The sequence below is a fragment of the Dyella sp. C11 genome, assembly GCF_003121485.1.
In the GTDB taxonomy this organism is placed as follows: domain Bacteria; phylum Pseudomonadota; class Gammaproteobacteria; order Xanthomonadales; family Rhodanobacteraceae; genus Dyella.
Map to the genome: position 1 here is coordinate 34,711 of NZ_QAVX01000026.1, position 18,239 is coordinate 52,949.

Here is an 18,239-nt window from a genome sequence, read left to right on the forward strand (position 1 = left end):
AACCTTGGCTTAGTGAGTCGTTGGCAACGTAAAACGAAAGATGGCGCCTCGCGGGTATGCCGCATCCGCCCACAGCCGGCCACCATGTGCCTCAATGATCGACCGGCAAATGGAAAGTCCAATGCCTACGCCGTCGGCCTTGGTCGTGTAGAAGGATTCAAAAATTCGATCTCGAAGTTCGATGTCAACACCGGGGCCCGAATCGGTCAGGGCAACGAGAATGCTGTTCGATGCGTCCGACGTCGTGGTGACGCTCAACTGGCGTATGCCGACTTCGACGCCCGCCATGGCTTCGATGGCGTTGATGACCAGATTGAGAATGACCTGCTGCAATTGCACGCGGTCGCCATGCGCCGGAGGTAAATGCTTGGCAAGATCCATATGAACTTCGACATGGCTCTTTGAGAGTTCGCCTCGAACCAATGCGATGACCTCCTCAATGGCGTAGTTGAGGTCAACGCCTTCCTGGCGCGGTGGCAACTTCTTTACCTGGTCACGAATCCTTCCGACGATGCTCCCGGCTCGGTACGTATCGCTGACGACGCATTCGATCGCTTCCCGAACTTCGCCGAGGTCTTGCTGATCCGAGGCAAGGAAACGCAACGCGGCGTTTGCGTTGTTGCGCGCAGCACCAATGGGTTGGATCACCTCATGGGCGATCGAGGCCACTAATTGGCCCATGGTCGCCAGCCGGTTGGCGTGCGTAAGCTCTGCCTGCAGCTCGCGCAAGGCATCAGCCGCGAGCCTGCGCTCAGTCAAGTCAAGCACAAAGGCGACACCTTCAGATCCTTTCTCTTCAAAGGCGGCGACACCGATCAGGACGGGTACGCGTTCGCCTGTCTTACGGAAAAATTCTTTCTCGTAGGGTGGAATACATCCCGTCGCCTCCAGCACGGGAACGCGTTTTCGGCGGTCGTTGTCCAGCCATTCGGGCGGTGTCAGGTCGGTCCAGCGAAGGCCCTTGGATACCATGTCATCGTGGTCGTAGCCCAGCATCCGCAGAAAAGCTTCATTTGCCTCCAGGATTCGCCCCTGGATATCCCAAATGAAGATGCCGATGATGTTTGCATCGACCAGTCGGCGAATACGAGACTCGCGACTGGCGAGGTCTTGATAGAGCCTCGCGTTTTCGAAAGAAATGGCAGCTTCCGACGCTAGCAGCTTGAGGATTGCCAAACGCGATGCTGTGAAAGCATCGGAGGTAAGGTCGTTCTCCAAGTACATGATGCCAAGCAGCATGGCTTGTTTGACGATCGGCATGCAAAGTACAGATCGTGTTTGGTGCGAGTGAATGTAGTTGTCGCTTACGAATGGGCCACTTGTTGAAGCGTCATGCAGAACCACGATCTCCTTCGTTCGGGCTACGTAGTGCAACACCGACTGAGGAAGATCGTCAGCTCCAACGGTTGAATTCGGGATCGCCACCGTCACCAAGCCATCGCGGCTCGTTTCGACTTCGACGGCGAGTTGGTACCCATTTCCAACTGGAAGAATTAACGAGCCTCGCTGAGCGCCCGCATGTTCAATTGCTGTGCGCATCAATGTTTCCATAAGGCGCTCGAAGACCATTTCTCCAGACACTGCCTCGGATACCTTTATGACCGTTGCAAGATCCAGACGATCGACTGACGTAAGGATGGTGCTTGTCGCGTCAATGCCCGATCTGTCGTTTAGGAGTTGTGGATAGCGCGCCTCCAGTTGTCTGGCCTTACCATCGGCTCCCCAGCGAAGGTAGCCAAGGCGCGCATCACGGAAGTAGGCGAACGCGATCTTCTCGAAGCCACGGGCTTCATAGAATGTGCCGGCCCGTTCGTTGGCTATGGCTTCGTTGTGGACATAGCCATACTTGCGTGCTGACCTAATGGCCTGTTCATAAAGGTCCTGAGCATCGAGCAACCGCCCTTCGACGCGCGCCAACTCGGCGTTCACCAGTGCCGATCGGTTTTCAAAGGTGGCTGGGTTGAGATCAGACCAAATCTGGTTCTGCTCGGAGTGGGCAGTAAGAACGGCATGGTGTTCTTGCTTGTCGACGTCAGTTGCGCTTCCGTAAGCCGCGGCATGGGCAAGCGCGGCGTAGAAGTGAAAGTCCGCAGTCTCGAACATGCCCGCGGAAGTCCATAGCAGCCGATGTCCATTTCTTGCAGCTTCCACGGCGGCACTGATATCGCCGGCGATAACTCGACCTTGTAACTTGCGTGTCCAGTAGTAGAACTCAGCAAAGACCAGATTAGGGTTGCTTGCTAGGCGTCGCTCGGTACCCACCTCGGTATAGTCGTCATGATCCAAGTTGCCCAGCAAAGCCGCTTTGCCTCGCAGGCCCCGGATCAGGCCGAGTTGGGCACCGCACAACTCAATCACCAGGCCAAAGCGTTGCATCTTGGCAAATGCCAGGCCGTTCTCAGCTTCAGTTTGGACTTCGCCCAGTGGATCACCTACTGCCAGGCAGACGGTGATCAGTTGATCCCAACTGTAAGCGGCAAACGTGAGGTCTCCGATGCGGTGTGCTGCATCGACTGCGCGCTTTATCAAGTCCCGGCCGTTTGCGACATGCTCCTCCCATGGTGTGACCATGGCTCCAATGGACATGTATGTTCGTGCCTGATATCGCGTTAGCCCGCGCTTCTCGACCAGGTCGTAACCGACGTGGCCGAACCGGAATCCATCCCGGTAGTTGCCAAATCTTGGGCCAGCGAACATGGCGAGCCAGACGTATGCGAAACCGGCTGCGTCGGAGTTGCCGTGCTCCAGACTCAGGGTAACGAGTCGGCATACGACAAGTGAAGAGAAGTGCTCGTCGTAGAGAATGGACGGTGTGACGATCTCCGTGAAGACGTCTAATGTGTCGAGAACGTCCGGATCGGTTATCAAGGGTACGTCTAGAAGGTCTTCAATGCTCCTGTCGCCCAGTAACTTCCAAATGCGATCGTATTCCTGCTGGGCATCTTGCTGCGTGGGTCGCTTAGACCATGTGGTTCCTTCGTGACGAAGCCATTCGAGAAACACTTCGGCACTGCGGTCACATCGGTCGAGCGTGGTATAGAGCGTGAGCCGGAGGCGTGTAGTCACGCACAGGTCGTGGCGGTTTCGCGTGCGATCGGAGAGCCGTTCCAACCTGAGTTCCGCAGCAGCCATATTGGCAGTCAATAGCTCACAGTCCGCCATGAGATATTCGAGCTGAAAGATGGTGCTGTAGTTTTTCTCCCACGCGTCGTCCTGCAACAACGATCTACCTTCCCGTAAATACTTAAGAGCGGATGCGTACGCTGTCGATACTTTGGCCCGTCGTCCCGCTATGAGATTGAGATCAGCGACGTAAGCGCGATCTTCGCTCGAGGAAAGCAAGTGCGCGCCGCGATTGAGCTGATTGACGATCTCGAATATTGCCTCCTCGCGCTCATTGGGAGGTATATGCTCTGCTAACAACATGCCGATACGAAGGTGTGCTGCTGCGCGCTGATCCTCAGGAATGAGTGAGTAGGCACCCTCCTGAACACGGTCATGGAGGAAGCGGTACGCATTGTCGGATTTGAAGATAAGGCCCGCTCGTACCGCCTCCCACAAGTGTTGATGCATGTCGTCCAGTGGCGTTTGGTAGACCTTCTGCAACATGCCGAATTCAGCGCTATTGCCCATGCAGGCGAACTGTTGCAGCGCTCGTTGTGTGTCGGTCGGAAGGCGTATCAGCTTTCCCACCATCAACTCCACAACGTTATCCGTGTATCCCTTGGCACGAATACTTTCCAGGCTCCATGACCATCGGCCTCTCATGTAGTCGAAGGCGAGTAGGCCTTCGTCCGATAGCGCCGAAATGAACTGGATCGCGAAGAACGGGTTTCCGCTGGTCTTCTCGTGAAGCAGGCGGGCCAGCGGTTCTGCGTTCTGATGCGAGCAATGAAGCGAGTCTGAGAGAAGGCAACTCAGGTCGTACATGCTCAGTGGAGCGAGCACGATGTCTTGCAATCCAGCCCCAGCTTGTCGCATTGCATCAAGCTTGCGCATCAGCGGATGGGTCGAACCAACTTCGTTATCGCGATAGGCGCCGATGAGAAGTAAGTGCTTCAAGTCAGCTTGAACCAATATGTCCTCAAGAAGATCGAGCGTCGCGGCATCAAGCCATTGCAAGTCGTCGAGGAAGAGTGCAAGCGGATGTTCGGGCCTCGCAAATACGCTGATGAAGCGACGAAAGACAAACTGAAAGCGCCGCTGCGCATCTTGAGGTGGCAATTCCGGCACGGGAGGCGGATCACCAATGATGTGCCTTACTTCCGGTACGAGATCGGCGATGAGTTGGCCATTTGGACCGAGCGCTTCGTCAAGCGATTCGCGCCAGAAGCGGAGCTCCTCCTCATTCTTGCTCAAGAGAGGTCTGATCAGACTTTGGAAAGCTTGTGCCAGCGTGGCATAGGGGATGTCACGCTTGTATTGATCGAATTTCCCCGCGGCGAACAGTCCTCTTGGGGGAACCAGGGGCTTGTGAAGTTCGTTTACGACAGCGGATTTGCCGATACCCGAATAGCCAGAGACTAGTACCAGCTCAGGCCGGCCACCGGCGACGACGCGATCAAAAGCATTGAGGAGCGTTTCGAGCTCGTGGTCTCTGCCGTAAAGCCTCTCCGGAATCATGAGGTGATCGGGCATGTCCTCTGTGCCCAGCTCGAAATCGTCGATTCGACCGTCCTGATTCCACTGGGCCTCACACCGGCGAAGGTCACTCTCGACGCCAGCGGCCGTCTGATATCGCTCTTCCGCGGTCTTGGCGAGCAATTTCATGACGATGGCCGATAGGCCGCCGGGGATGCTCTTGAGTTGGTCGCTTGGCTTTCTGGGCTCTCGCGCGACGTGGCAGTGAACCCATTCCATCGGATCGGCTGCCATGAACGGGAGGCTGCCCGTCAGCATTTCGTAGAACGTAACGCCAAGGGAGTAGAGATCGCTCCGCGAATCGATAGAGCGATTCACTCTCCCCGTTTGCTCGGGTGCCATGTAGGCCAGCGTGCCTGCGATGAATTCAGGTGGTTCTGGCGATTGGCGCTCTCGCAGCAAGCGCGAGGCGATGCCAAAACCAGTTAGACGAACGTTGCCCGTCGAGGCATCAAAGATAACGTTCGCTGGCTTGATGTCCTTATGTACGATGCCACTGCCGTGGAGATGTCTGAGCGCGGCAGCAAGAGAAGTGGCCACATTCAAGAACCATCCAATCTCCGCCGGCTGCCCAAGCAGGAGATTAAGGGGCTCGCCCTTTTCGTAGTCGACCACGAGCATCGTACGTCCGCGGTCTCTAACGAGCTCCAAAGGACGAATGGCCCAGTTGGTATCGAGTTGTTCCTTGAGGCTGATTTCGTGGACAAGGCGAGCGAGGACATCGCCGGTGGAATGCTCGTCGCCGCCTCTCAACGGGATAAAGGCAAATCTCTCGGCCTCTTTGTCGTCTTCCCGGGTTCTACAGAAGGCACGTTCGCCGTCCTCCCATAACACCTCCAGGGATCCTTCTTCCCAACCAGCACCGAGCAAGGAAGAGGCTTTCATATGCCTGTCACCGCCTATGGTTGAAAGAGACCGATTTTCCTGGCGCCATCACGAATGTATGCGTCGAGACCTTCGCCTTCTCTACGTCGCCGCACTGCCGCGAGCGAACGCCGAACGCAGGCAGCCAACAAGGTGGCCTTCGTCCAGCGGCTTGTAGAGATAGCAATCGACACCCTCTGCAAGCATCTGCTCACGTGTGGCGTCGTCAGGATACGCAGTCACGAGAATGGTGGGGATAGGCTGCCCCTTGGCGATCAGATGCCTGTAGAGCTCGATACCCGTCATCGAAAGCATATGAATGTCAGCCACCAGACAGGCTGTGGCGGACCGCTTAGGCGAGCCAAGAAACTCGATAGCTGAGGGAAAGACCGCGACGGCGTAACCCAACGACCTCAGCAGCCTTCGCAAGGAATCGCGAAAAGACTGGTCGTCATCCACGATGGAAATCAGCGATCGCTCGGACAATGGAGGCTCCACCAGGCTTGTCAAAGCCGGAATGCCGCGCCCATTGGCACGGACGGGTAACACTTCCACGCTTAAGAATAGCGCTGCCCGCGCGCTTAGGCTCTAAACCATGGTTTAGGCTGATGTCGTGCTCCGGCACGCGTCGGTTGGACTAGACTTTTCAGCAGTGGGGACGGCGAAGTAGCTGCATCGGCGGTTGCAAGAGGAAGAGAGGTGCCTTCCGTGGATCTTGGGTCGCGAACAAAAGCGTTGTCGACAGACGACGAAAGCGGCCACGTCATGGTGGTCGATGACGATGAAGCATTTCGGTCGTCGCTGGGTCGACTACTCAGGTCAATGGGATTGCAGACTCATCTATTCGCATCAGTCGCCGAATTCATGGGATCGGTACTGCCAGAAGCACCTAGTTGCCTGGTGCTCGATGTGCGGTTGCCTGGCCAGAGTGGCCTGGATTTCCAGAAAGAAGTCGCAACGCAGGATATGCGTTTGCCGATCATCTTCATCACAGCCTACGGCGATATCCCGATGACGGTGCAAGCCATGAAACGGGGTGCGGTGGAGTTTCTGGCCAAACCATTTCGCGATCAGGACCTGCTAGACGCAGTGAACCTTGGCCTTGCGCGAGATCGACTAAGGCGAGAGCAAGACCACGCGCTTGTCGCTTTAAGAAAGCGACTGGATACCTTGACGCCGCGTGAGCGCGTGATTCTCTTCGAGGTCACGAAAGGTCGCCTCAACAAACAGATCGCGGACGATATGGGTATCAAGGAGGCTACGGTGAAAGTGCACCGTAGCAACATGATGCGCAAGGTCAATGCGGCGTCAGTAGCGGATCTCTGCAGGTTGGTGGATAAATTGAAGCTCCCCCAAGAATGACCTCATGGGCCACCGGCTCGAACTGGACATTTGAGAGTTGCTTCGCACACCACGTAAGTAGCCTTGAAGGCCAACGGTGCACAGTCTGGCTGAGCGAACGAGAAGGCAGCATCGCGTATGAGTTTGACGAGAGCTCAGTTGTCCGGTCAGTTCGATAGGCTTGATGCCGAGTTGGCCAAGCTGAAAGTGGAAGGTCGTCCTGAAGAAGTGCTGTGGGAAGTATTCGAGCAGCTAATCCAAGTGCCAACTTCCGCAGTAGATCATCGTGATCGTGTCTGGTGGTGGGAAATGATTTACTCGACGATGGAGCGCCATGGCCTCACTGAACTCAGTCGAGGCCGCGTCCAACGCGAATTTTCCTAGTCGTCATGCGCTTGGTACTACAACGCCTGCTCATAAAAATACTGCGATCGATGGCTTGATAGGATCAATTTTCCTACAAGTTCTGCCTCCGATGCGGGCCAGACGCTTCATATCAACAAGACTAGGGTGGGTACTCAACGGTGAGATGATGTCGAACAAGTCGCGTGGTCATCACTATCTTTCTCAGTGCTATTTGAAGGGCTTTACCGCCGACGGAGCCAGGACGTCGCGACTCGCCGTGATTGATGGTAAGGAGCGAAAGGCATTTCGGACTGTGCCGGAGAACGTCGCCAAAGTCAGGGACTTCAATCGCCTTAATGCAGAGGGTTTTGACCCAAATGCCTTGGAGCAAAAGCTGTCTGAGCTCGAGAGCAAAGTGGCTGAAGCGATTGCGGAACTTGAGCGGGGTGCGCCATTTCAGGACGAGCGGCGGGAAGTCGTGTTGTCACTTGCTGCAATCTTTGCCATTAGGAACCCTCATAAACGAGAGGTATGGCGCCAGAATATGGCGAACCTTATGGATCGTGTCATGGATACGGCGCTTCACTCAAAGGAGATGTGGCAACGTCAGATCGATGCGGCACGTGAGGATGGGCAGCGCGTTGACGATGGCGTGACCTACGAGCAGATGAAAGATTTCCATGAGAGGAAGGAATACCGCATCGAGCTATCGAACGATCGCCATATTGAGATGGAGTTCGTTGGTCTGGATGCTGTTCTTCCTTACTTTCTTAGCCGTGGCTGGTCTCTCTTTCGCAACTCGGATGATGACGCGCCATTTATAACGTCCGAAACCCCAGTGACCGTCATGTGGACTGATGGAGGAGAAGGTCGATTTCCTCTGGGGTACGCATTACGAGGTACTTCGGTTTGCTTCCCCGTAAGTCGTAACCTCTACCTCATCGGCCGATTCGATGATTCAGACACGGACCAGCAAGTCGATGACATCTTCGTAGCGTTTGCAAACGAATCGACCATAGCTCACGCACAAGGAAGGCTCTTCGCCCCTTCGTACGACTTCCGGTTCACTACTCACGAGAACAAGATTCTGGATGGACGTTCACTTTTGGCCAGCCTAAGCATCACAGAGCCTCGATGAAGGCATGGCGGTCCTGACCCGTGCGTTCTTCTTTGGGGGAGCAACCCACGCGAGCTGGCAATGAGGGGACGGTGACGTTGACGCGCCGGTTCAAGTCCAAGACCGGAAGGGCGGGACAGACGCTTTCTGATCATACGAACAAATTTTAGATCACCGATTTGCCGCTCAATGTCCGCTCTCGACTCATGGCGGACCGCTCATGTTCTCGCTGATTGAGACGCGGCCTGCGTAAGGTGAGGGCATGATTGTTATAGAGCGCAATGCGTGGGAACCCGGCGTCCGGTACTACTTCCGGTCGAACCATGGTGCGACACCGATTTGTGAGCTCACTCAAAAGGGCGATCACTGGGAGGTCTTGTTTTATCGCGGGGCGACTCACCCTGGGCCACATGTGTATTTCGACTTCGAAAAGGCAAAGCGGCACATTTTGAGATACGTCGGCCCACGCGAAGCAGAGCTGCAGGGTGAGCTGGCTCTTTGGGCAAAGGCTGGCCTTTCGATATTTGCTGGTGGCGAGGCACCGCCTCGCTCTCGAACCGACACCGCAGATGCTGAGCCGAGTCGGCCCAGCGCGAAACGCCGTACGCGGAGGCGGTATCACTGAGTTCTCAGGCTGTGAGATTGGTCCCGGCTAGCGTGGTGGTCATGACTACTCGCGCTGACCTTCAAAAAGCCCTGAACCGCGTTGAAGCCCGTTTGCCTGGTCTCTTGGACGCCTATCCCGAGGGCCACGAATTCTGGCCGGCCTTCGCTGGCGAAGCGGATACCGTCTTGGAGGGAGCGCCGCCAGAGCACCACGATTGGGTGGCCGGTAAGCTCGAGAGTATGCTGACCTTCCATGGGGCGCCGGCCCCTTAGGAGCGAGCTGTGTGCTACTCCGCTGAGGTGTGGGAAGACTTTCGCAAGTATGAGCGTCTAGGCGGCACGCTCGATATCCATGCCTTCGCCCGGATGATGGACGCTCGGCGCGTCACGGGTGATTTGTTCAAAGCCGTGCCCAATGCCATGCGCGAACCATTCCTGCACCCGCGCAACGAGGGTGAGCGGGACGTCCAGACAAAGATGCTCGATGCCTATCGGTCAGCCACGCTGGCGATTGAGGAAGAGATTGCTGCGCAGACTGAGCGCCTCGTTAAGGCAGAGGCTGTTCTGGCCTCATCCAAGCCCACGAAGAAAGCCGAAACTGACAAGCGTGTGGCGACGAACAAGATCGCCGCTGCACGTGAGAGGCTGAAGGAGATCGAGGAGCACGCGGAGTCCGACGGTTACGGTCGTATGTGGCCCGGCCAATTCGCACCTGTGTTAATCCGCGACCCCGCCACAGGCGCACGCATGATTGTTCCTGCACGCTACCGCTGCCGTCTCCCTGACTGGACAAAAGCGATGGAGTTGGAAAAGCCTGGCACGTACAACGCCCGCAAGGACAAATTGCATACGGTTTGGAAGAAACTGTTCGGTTACAACCATGGCGTGATCGTGGCGCGGCGCTTCTACGAAAGTGTGTCCCTTCATCGTTTGCAGCAACGCGAGCTCGTTCCAGGAGAGCGCGATATTCCAGTCGAGGTCCGATTTGAACCGGAGCCGAAACAGGAGATGTTCCTTGCCTGCCTCTGGCGGTACGTCGAGCCGACGGAGACAGAAGAAGGGTTCTATTCCTTCGCTGCCATCACACGCGACCCGCCGCTCGAAGTCCAGGCTGCTGGGCATGACCGCTGCATCATCGCCTTGAAGCCCGAGAACATCGACGCATGGCTTGAGCCTGATCCAGGTCACCTTTCAGCGATGTACGCGATACTCGACGATCCCATCGACGCCTATTACCAACACGAACTGCCGAAGAAGAACGGTGATGACGATGACGCTAGCGCTTCAGCTGCCGCCATCCCCACTACGATCATCCGTCGCGGTAGGTTCGATGGTCGATAGAAACCGGTGCGCTATTGCCAAAAAGGGGCGCAGAGCACACACCAGTTGTGCTTGTCTGAAGCGGTCTAACCGAATCACTGTTCGGCAACTAAACCATGGTTCAAAAGTTCGAAGAAAACAGGCGGTACGCCTCCCTGTGGTTTAGATAGACTTCGCGATGCCCTTACTAAGGGCTATTCGTCGAAACCAATGGGTCGAGTAAGTCGACTACGGCGGAATACGAAACCAAATCATCGCGGCGCATGCTCGTTTCAGGGCCTGGCATTGCGCTGGTGTCGGGCCTCTACCTTCGTATCAAGAAGCTTGAGGAGACCCGCCATGATCAAACTTTCCCAATTCAAGATTGATCGCAGCCGTCCGGGCTGCTGGAAAGTTGCCTTCAATAACCCGCCCATCAACATGTTTGTGCCGGAGACGATCGCTGAAATGGAGTCGTTGATGTCAGCGATCGAGACGGATTCTTCAGTGCGGGTTGTCGTATTCGAGTCATCGAATGCGGATTTCTTCATCGCCCATCTCGACGTGGCCAAAGCACTGCAGCAACCCGACGTGCTAACTGTGTGGCGCGACATCGTGCTTCGTCTCGCGGCAGCGCCTGTCGTGAGCATTGCCAAGGTACGCGGTCGCACGCGCGGAATCGGGAACGAGCTCGTTCTGGCATGTGACATGCGATTTGCTAGTCGGCAGAACACACTCTTCGGTAACCCGGAGGTTGGCGTTGGGCTCGTTCCAGGTGGCGGCGGTATGGAATGGCTGCCTCAATTGGTGGGTCGTTCAAGGGCCATGGAGATTGTGTTGAGCGGCGACGATTTCGATTCGGATATTGCGGAGCGCTATGGCTGGATCAATCGAGCGCTTGATGACGGTTATCTGGACACTTTTGTTGACACGCTGGCACATCGCATTGCTTCGTTTGATCGCGAAACGCTTGCCGCTGCAAAGGAACAGTTGAATCGATATGGCGTGCCGACGTCCGCGGAGCTTAAGTCAAGCACCGAAATATTCTTCTCCATCGTGGCAGGGCCATCGGCACAGGCGCGTAGGGTGAAGGTGCGAAACGTTGGCTACGGCGTACCGGGCGATTTTGAAATGAACTTCGGCCGGTATCTGACGCAGTTCGGACCGGACGCTGATGAGGTCGAAGCCAAGGTTGGTTGAGGTCTGTGGCTTAAGCGAGTCCGGAGATTCGCCATGTCTAAGTCGATCTATCCGGTTGGGCGTACCGCTTACCTTCTTGTCGATCCGTACAACGACTTCCTTTCGGACGGCGGGAGGGTCTTCCCGTTCATCAAGGCAATCGCCGATGCAGTGGGATTGCTGGAGAACCTGCGCAAACTGGATGTCGCAGTGCGAAAGCGCGGTTTGGACGTTTTCTTCGTTCCTCATAGGCGTTGGGAGCCTGGCGACTATGAGGGCTGGGATCATCCAAATCCCAATCAAGTGAAAGTGTCACAGCGCCACCACTTCGCACGCGGTGAATGGGGTGGCGAATGGCACCCCGACTTCACACCGAAGCCCGGAGACACCATTGTCCGCGAGCATTGGGGTTCCAGCGGCTTTGCAAATACGGACCTCGACTTTCGCTTGAAGCAAAGAGGCATAACGCATGTGATCGCGGCTGGTCTATTGGCTAATACATGCATTGAATGCACAGCGAGGTACGCGAGCGAGATGGGCTACCACGTCACTTTGGTGCGCGACGCGACCGCGGCTTTCAAGCCCGAAATGATGCATGCAGCCCACGAGTTGAACGGTCCTACATTCGCGCATGCCATCCTGACGACGGACGAGCTAATCCAGAGGCTGGCTTCGTGAGCGTGCAATGCCATGACACGACAGATCTACATTCTCGATCAACATCTGGGTGCCGTTCTCTCCATTCGGGAGGACGGAAGTGGCCTCACCGTATTAGTTGATCGTTGTCCTCATCCGGATGGGATCGTTGTGGACGGAAGCGCCGGCCACTTGTACTGGACCAACATGGGGCCAACGTTTGACGAGCCTTGTGGCTCCATTGAGCGCGCGAGATTGGACGGCAGTGAGCGCACGATGATTCTCGCAGAAGGTTTGACGCATACACCCAAGCAACTCCGCCTGGATGCGGCTGAGCGAAAAATCTATTGGTGTGACCGCGAAGGCATGCGCGTGATGAGAGCCAATATGGATGGAACCGAGATCGAAACATTGGTGATCACCGGGGACCCAGAGGCCAATCGGGGTGATGCGACAAGGTGGTGCGTCGGGATCGCGCTCGATCTCGTGCGTCGACAGGTCTATTGGACGCAGAAGGGGCCTCCGGGCGGCGGTCTCGGTCGCATCTCTCGTACATCCATGGATCGCCCCAATGAATCGGATGCAGAGCATCAAATCGAGATCCTCATTGAAAACCTTCCAGAGCCAGTCGATCTGGAGCTGAGTGAAAAGGGCGACAGCTTGTGCTGGACTGATCGCTCCCAAGGATCAGGTGGCGGAAGCCTCAATCGGGTTCGGGTCGACCCGGCCAGCGGGGCAATTGGTATGCCACAGCTAGTCGTGGCGGAAATGGATGAGCCGATTGGTCTGGCTTTGAACGCGGATGAAGACCGGATGTTCGTGGCCGATCTTGGCGGCAGTGTCCACGTTGGCGATATCGAGCGTGGGCAATGGAACCGCCTGCTATCCAACGCCGGAAGGTTCACCGGGATCTGTGTGTTGTAACAACTGAATCGCTTGCCGGTGTCGCGGTAGAACGCACACCGAAGCACGCCCAAGCTCAAACACTTGACCAGAACTTAGCGCGATCTACGTGGCCAGGAATGACGGCAGCCTCTGTTGGCAGGAAAGGCTGGCACGACTCTGACCAAGAATCGTAAGCGGGTATTTATGTAGAACTATTGCAGCGATAGTCAGCAAGTAGATCATCGCTTTTATGAGATCTTAAATGTTTCTCCAAGCTTCCGAAGGGGCATGAACGACCAAGACAAGCTCAACGCTCATCGACATCGGTGAAGGGGCGCCTCATCGACTTCGAATGACTCATGTGACGGCGCGAGATCCGAAGTACACCTCCAATGCTTTGTTCATCGGGTTCTTCCGTAAGACGCTAGAAGCAGTCGGCCGGATCGAAGCTATACGATGCGCGGGAAAAGAAACCCCGTGCTTCGCTTATAACTTGAATAGGCGTCGCCATAAATCGAGAGAAGGACTGTCTCTTCACGAGTGGCCGCCCAGAGAAAGGCGACGACTATTAGAGGCCAGCTCGCTAGACTCACGACTGTGGGCCAGTGAATGAGCCATCCGGTAATGAATAGCAAAAAGCCGAGATACTGAGGGTGCCGGACGAAACGATAGGGGCCGGTGGCAGCCAGTCCGCCGCCGGCTGCATAAAGCTGGCACCAGGACCAGGCAATCAGGACTAGCCCACTGAACGCTGTTCCCATTCCGAGTGTCAACGGCCAGTGTCCGAAGCGCTGGAAGTAGACGTCGCCAAGAAGTGGCATTGAGACCCAGCGCGACAGTACGTACATAACTAACGGCACGCCGAACATTTCGGTAAGCAAAGATGACATAAAGGCAACGACTAGGCCGGCTTCGACCCAGCCCTGGTGGCGATCGCGCCGAAATAGTAGTGCGCTGCTGATCGCAAATACTGCAGCAATATTCAACCAAAGAAGAGCGTGGGGCCCGAGCCAATCGTTAAGGAACCGCTCCTGTCGTGTGGGCCAGTCGTGCCTGGGATCGAGCTCCTGGAAATTCAACATGATAGAGAGGAGCGCTCCCATAATAATCAGGAGACTACACAGCCGATATCTTGAGGTATAAGTCCGACGCCTAGATTTGTCCCGGCGCATCACCTCCCCCTTTTAGCTAGGTTGCACCCGCAAAGGATGGGCGCCAACATAATATTAGTAAACGCTCAGTGCGAAGTCCTGGCAAGACAAAAACGCAAAAGGGGATGGCCGATGTGGCGGATCCGTACCTCGCTAGGCGTAATCGCGGTTGCGATGTCTTTCCTTTGTCGGGCTGGTCAACTTCCGATACCCCCCGATGAGCTCAAGTATCCCAACGTCGTAAAGTCGACGCTGGAATATAAATCTTGGGGTTTGGGGCCACAGGATCTGAATGATCCTTTCACTTGCCGTCACATGCCCGATGGGCGTTTGCTCATTTCCGATTTCGAAAATCATCAGCTGAAGATATTCGACTTCACAAGTAGTCGCCTATCTAACGTCTCACTTCGCACATCGAAGGGCGTGCCGATGACTGGCCTGCTTCCATTTGCAGCATTGATGACTAGTGATAACCATGTGCTGCTTGTGGATCGTAGTGAGGGCAGTCTGCTTGAATTTGGCAGCGACGGTCGGCTGCTGCGTCAATTCGGCGCCAATGATCCGTCCCAACGTCTTTTCGAAGGTGGAAAAATTGCTCTGAACGGTGATCGCGTGGCCGTCGCAGATGAAGGACACAATCGTGTCCTAGTTTATGCGCGAAATGGCAAGCTGCTAGTCAGTCTGGGTTCGTACGGCCAGCATGATGGGGAGTTTAATGGGCCACAGAGCGTCGCCTTTACAAGGAACGGCGATTTGCTTGTGCTGGACACTTACAACAATCGCGTCCAAGTGTTCGGTCCTGACTATCAGCATCGCGCTACATGGGGTAGATGGGGCTCCTTCAAGGGGTTCATGGCGAATCCTAGCGACATATATGTCGACCAAAACGACGATGTCTATGTGACTGACCTGCTCAATCACCGGGTTCAGGTATTTAGGCCTGACGGTACGTTCAAATTGCAGTTTGGCCGGCATCCACCTACGTCTCATGAGGGAAACGGGCGGATTCACTATCCAACTAGTGTATCGGTCAGTGACAGGGATCAAAGCATTGTGACCTGCGAACCCTTTGAGAGCCGCTTGCAACGGTTCTCGTTAGGAAGCGTCAGCCAAGTAAAGAATGTAAATGACTCAGCATGGTGGGAAAAGGGTGCCCGGTTCCATTACGGATCCAAAGCGACCGCGGCCGGCTCAATGCTCGCAATATCTGAACCCGATACGCATGCGATTCTTTTCTTTCATCTAGATGGTACGACGCCGATCTTGACGGAGATCATCGGGGGCGAAGGTAGCAATCCTGGCCAATTTGTTCGTCCTGCCGGACTTGCAGTGGACGCCGTTGGTCTGCGCTTGTTGGTGAGCGATTCAGGAAATCACCGTATTCAGGAATTCAAAATCGATGCCGATGGGATTAGCCAGTCGCTAGCGTTGTCGAAGAGCAAGAACGGTCTAGCCACCGCAGATCTCTCAGCGACTTTCAATAGTGCGCCGGCGGCTCCACATAGTCTCAGGTTTGTAGCGAGTCACGAGATTCGCTTTGCCACCACATCTACGTCTAAATCATTGCAGACTCGAGACGAACCACAACAGACATCGAACGCAGCGCTGGAGCCTAGCGCTATAAAAGTTGGCCCAGATAATCTGATCTATGTAGCTGATCCAGAGGCGGGACGTGTCCTGGTGCTATCAAATGACTATCAGCTACTGAGAGTCATACAAGGGACAAAGAAGACGGGTGCTATGAGCAATCCCCTTGATTTCTCGTTCTCGCGCGACGGCCATTTCATCTTCGTGGTCGACCATTACAACTACCGAGTCCTCAAGTTTACGGTCGAAGGCGCATTTGTGGCGCAGATTGGTGGGCCTGGACCCCAGCCAGGGCGCTTCGTGCTTCCTTTCGGTATCCAATCTGGCCAGGATGGCTTTGTCTACGTATCTGATGTTGGCGGCCAGAGGATCGTCAAATTCACCGAGGACGGTCATTTTGTTAAGCAGTGGGGACGTTGGGGGACCGCGCCTGGCGAGTTCTACAAACCTAAAGGCCTTGCTCAGCTCGCCGATAACACCTTGGTTGTAGTGGACTTCGGCAATCATCGGGCTCAAATGTTCGATCCAGAAGGGCGATTCTTGCGTACTTTTGGAATCGAAAATGCTGTAACAAGTGCAGTCCGGCCATGATTAGGTTCGCACTGGCACTAGGTGCTGCAAGCGTACTCGGTGCACCAGCGGCAGCCAACGTGACTTCAAGTAATGGTCGCTGGGAAGCTTCCATGGATCGCGTCGCGATTGGTGTGGGAGAGCATGCGGCCTTAATACTGAGTATCCGTGGTGTTCACACAGACGGATGCCCGAAGCTTGATGGCGTAATTTTGGAAATGCCGCAACATGGTCACGGGACGGACTATAAGCCGCAATTCGTGTCAAGCGGACTGTGTAAGTGGCGACTGAGTAATGTGACACCTACTATGCGTGGTGTTTGGCGCCTCCGTCTGGTCCTCAAATACGGGGACGAAACTAGCGTTGCGGATTACGAAGTTGTGGCGCAATGAGCGTTCGCCATCTCGTTCGAGAACTCTCAGGTGTCATACTTCTCTTTGTTTCAACTGCAGCCGTCTCAGGTGGAGATCCTAGTGTCGCGAACCTACTTGAGGCGCTTGGACTCACATCCAGGCCCCCACTGGATGGGACAGCGTTTAGGATGCAGGGACCATTTTTCGACAAAAATCTTTCGGCAGACGGCGCTCATAGTTGCGCGAGTTGCCACATGCCTAGCCAGGCCTGGTCGAGTGATCAGCTTTCAGTGGGAAAGCTGACTCGGGCAGTTCCATCTTTGTATGGGGCTGCCGACAAGCAATATTTCTTTTGGGATGGCCGTGCGGCCTCTTTAGAGGCGCAAGTAATGGAGGTGCTAGAGAATCCTGCGGAAATGAACAGCTCCCGATTGCTCGTTGCGCGGTATGCGTTGGACAACGGGCGCCCTATAGCATCGTGCCGTCCAACGACACACGGCCTGGCCGATGAGCTAACTTCCCTTGCGCCTTCGCAGCTAACAGCTTCTGAATCACGCAGGTTGTATTTGGGCCTTGATTTGGAGAGTCGCAGTGAGGTTGATAAGAGTTTCGCCTGCGTCGCTCATCTGATTGCCGACTATGTTCGGTCCATTCCCATTCCGCGCACGGTATGGACGAGCGCCCCAAAGCGCAAAAATGATATAGACCCCAGTGTTTGGCGCGGCGCGGTGGTCTTTGCTGGCAAAGGGCGCTGCGCCACTTGTCACTACGGACAAAGCTTTTCGGACGGCCAATTTCACAATATCGGAATCGCAAACGTTAACGAAGTAGATATATCCGATCCGGGTAGGTTTTCCGCGGTGCAATCTATGCGACAAAACGAATACAACTTGCTGGCCAAAACGTATTACCCAAGTCGAGTAGCAGAAACGGAATTCAATGTCTCAGAAGAGATGTGGGGAGCCTTTAAAACACCATCTTTGATAGGGCTTAGTAAGCGCCACAAATTTATGCACAACGGTCGCTTTGGTAGCATTGGCGAAGTGGTTGACTACTATGACACACTGAAGTTAGCTGTTGTTCCAACTCATCACTATGTAGGTCTCCTAAGTCCTTTGAATTTATCTCAAGAAGAACGGGCAGATCTAATTGCTTTCCTAAACTCACTCTGATCACGCATCTTTCGACGGCGCGGGTTTGTAGCGGCAGGCCCTTTGTAGGAGAGGTGATCTCCTCAGTTGGGTGTTAGCTGTGCGTGGTTCGCCCTTGATAGCCGCTGGGGCTGCGGTGTCATCATCCAGACCTCCACGATGGTGCACAGAAGACTCTCGCACTCAAATCAGAAGTCGGTAGCTCCTAAATGGTGACAATGGCGCTGGGCTGCATGACACGATGGGGACTTCGTATACAGACTGAGCTTGTGTATGGGGCAACAACAAATGGCAGTAATTGCCCAAGCCCCACGGTCGTAAAATTGCTCCCCACGCAGGTGTGCCTCCTCTAAGCACGCAGGAAACCGAGCGCGATCAGGACGTATAACGCCGTGCCCGTTAGGATCCAGTGCGCCCTTCAGGGCGGGGAACATCGTTCATTCGATGGCTTTGCAGCCAATGGCCTCGTTGACAATATCCAAATAGACGTCGATGTTTGGTCCGTAGAGCCTTC

11 protein-coding genes are annotated in these 18,239 nt (G+C 55.2%); 8 read left to right on the forward strand and 3 right to left on the reverse strand.

The features are described from left to right. Nucleotides 1–9: 9 nt before the first annotated feature. Together DK366_RS19065 and DK366_RS19070 are read right to left on the reverse strand one after the other, a co-directional pair. Complete coding sequence (locus tag DK366_RS19065; RefSeq protein ID WP_198651629.1) at nt 10–5,526, reverse strand: ATP-binding sensor histidine kinase; 5,517 nt, start codon at nt 5,524–5,526, stop codon at nt 10–12. An 81-nt stretch (nt 5,527–5,607) separates the two neighbouring features. Next, entirely contained in the window at nt 5,608–5,991 is a 384-nt protein-coding gene (locus tag DK366_RS19070) for a response regulator (protein WP_109127139.1), read from the reverse strand. 222 nt (nt 5,992–6,213) lie between these two features. On the opposite strand from DK366_RS19070, the gene DK366_RS19075 reads away from it, so the two are divergent. From DK366_RS19075 to DK366_RS19110, 6 genes are all read left to right on the forward strand, one after another. Beyond that, nucleotides 6,214–6,867, forward strand: coding sequence for a response regulator (locus DK366_RS19075; protein WP_343125630.1), 654 nt, complete (start codon nt 6,214–6,216; stop codon nt 6,865–6,867). A gap of 313 nt (nt 6,868–7,180) precedes the next feature. Next, nucleotides 7,181–8,329 (forward strand): DUF4238 domain-containing protein, encoded by a 1,149-nt coding sequence (locus DK366_RS19085; protein ID WP_109127141.1) that lies wholly within the window; start codon nt 7,181–7,183, stop codon nt 8,327–8,329. Nucleotides 8,330–9,196: 867 nt separating this feature from the next. After that, entirely contained in the window at nt 9,197–10,255 is a 1,059-nt protein-coding gene (locus tag DK366_RS19095) for an SOS response-associated peptidase family protein (RefSeq protein ID WP_109127142.1), read from the forward strand. A gap of 318 nt (nt 10,256–10,573) precedes the next feature. Next, on the forward strand, nt 10,574–11,413 hold the full coding sequence (locus tag DK366_RS19100) for an enoyl-CoA hydratase/isomerase family protein (RefSeq protein ID WP_109127143.1): 840 nt from the start codon (nt 10,574–10,576) through the stop codon (nt 11,411–11,413). A gap of 33 nt (nt 11,414–11,446) precedes the next feature. After that, nucleotides 11,447–12,070 (forward strand): isochorismatase family cysteine hydrolase, encoded by a 624-nt coding sequence (locus DK366_RS19105; RefSeq protein ID WP_109127144.1) that lies wholly within the window; start codon nt 11,447–11,449, stop codon nt 12,068–12,070. Between the two features lie 12 nt (nt 12,071–12,082). Then, nucleotides 12,083–12,952, forward strand: coding sequence for a 3-hydroxyacyl-CoA dehydrogenase (locus DK366_RS19110; RefSeq protein WP_109127145.1), 870 nt, complete (start codon nt 12,083–12,085; stop codon nt 12,950–12,952). A gap of 410 nt (nt 12,953–13,362) precedes the next feature. Here the strand turns inward: DK366_RS19110 and DK366_RS19115 are convergent, their stop codons facing one another. Next, entirely contained in the window at nt 13,363–13,995 is a 633-nt protein-coding gene (locus DK366_RS19115; RefSeq protein WP_157956619.1) for a methyltransferase, read from the reverse strand. Nucleotides 13,996–14,196: 201 nt separating this feature from the next. Here DK366_RS19115 and DK366_RS19120 point away from each other — a divergent pair, with 201 nt between their 5' ends. Together DK366_RS19120 and DK366_RS19125 are read left to right on the forward strand one after the other, a co-directional pair. Continuing rightward, entirely contained in the window at nt 14,197–16,242 is a 2,046-nt protein-coding gene (locus tag DK366_RS19120) for an NHL repeat-containing protein (RefSeq protein ID WP_198651630.1), read from the forward strand. 520 nt (nt 16,243–16,762) lie between these two features. Continuing rightward, nucleotides 16,763–17,746, forward strand: coding sequence for a cytochrome c peroxidase (locus tag DK366_RS19125; protein ID WP_157956620.1), 984 nt, complete (start codon nt 16,763–16,765; stop codon nt 17,744–17,746). Nucleotides 17,747–18,239: the final 493 nt, after the last annotated feature.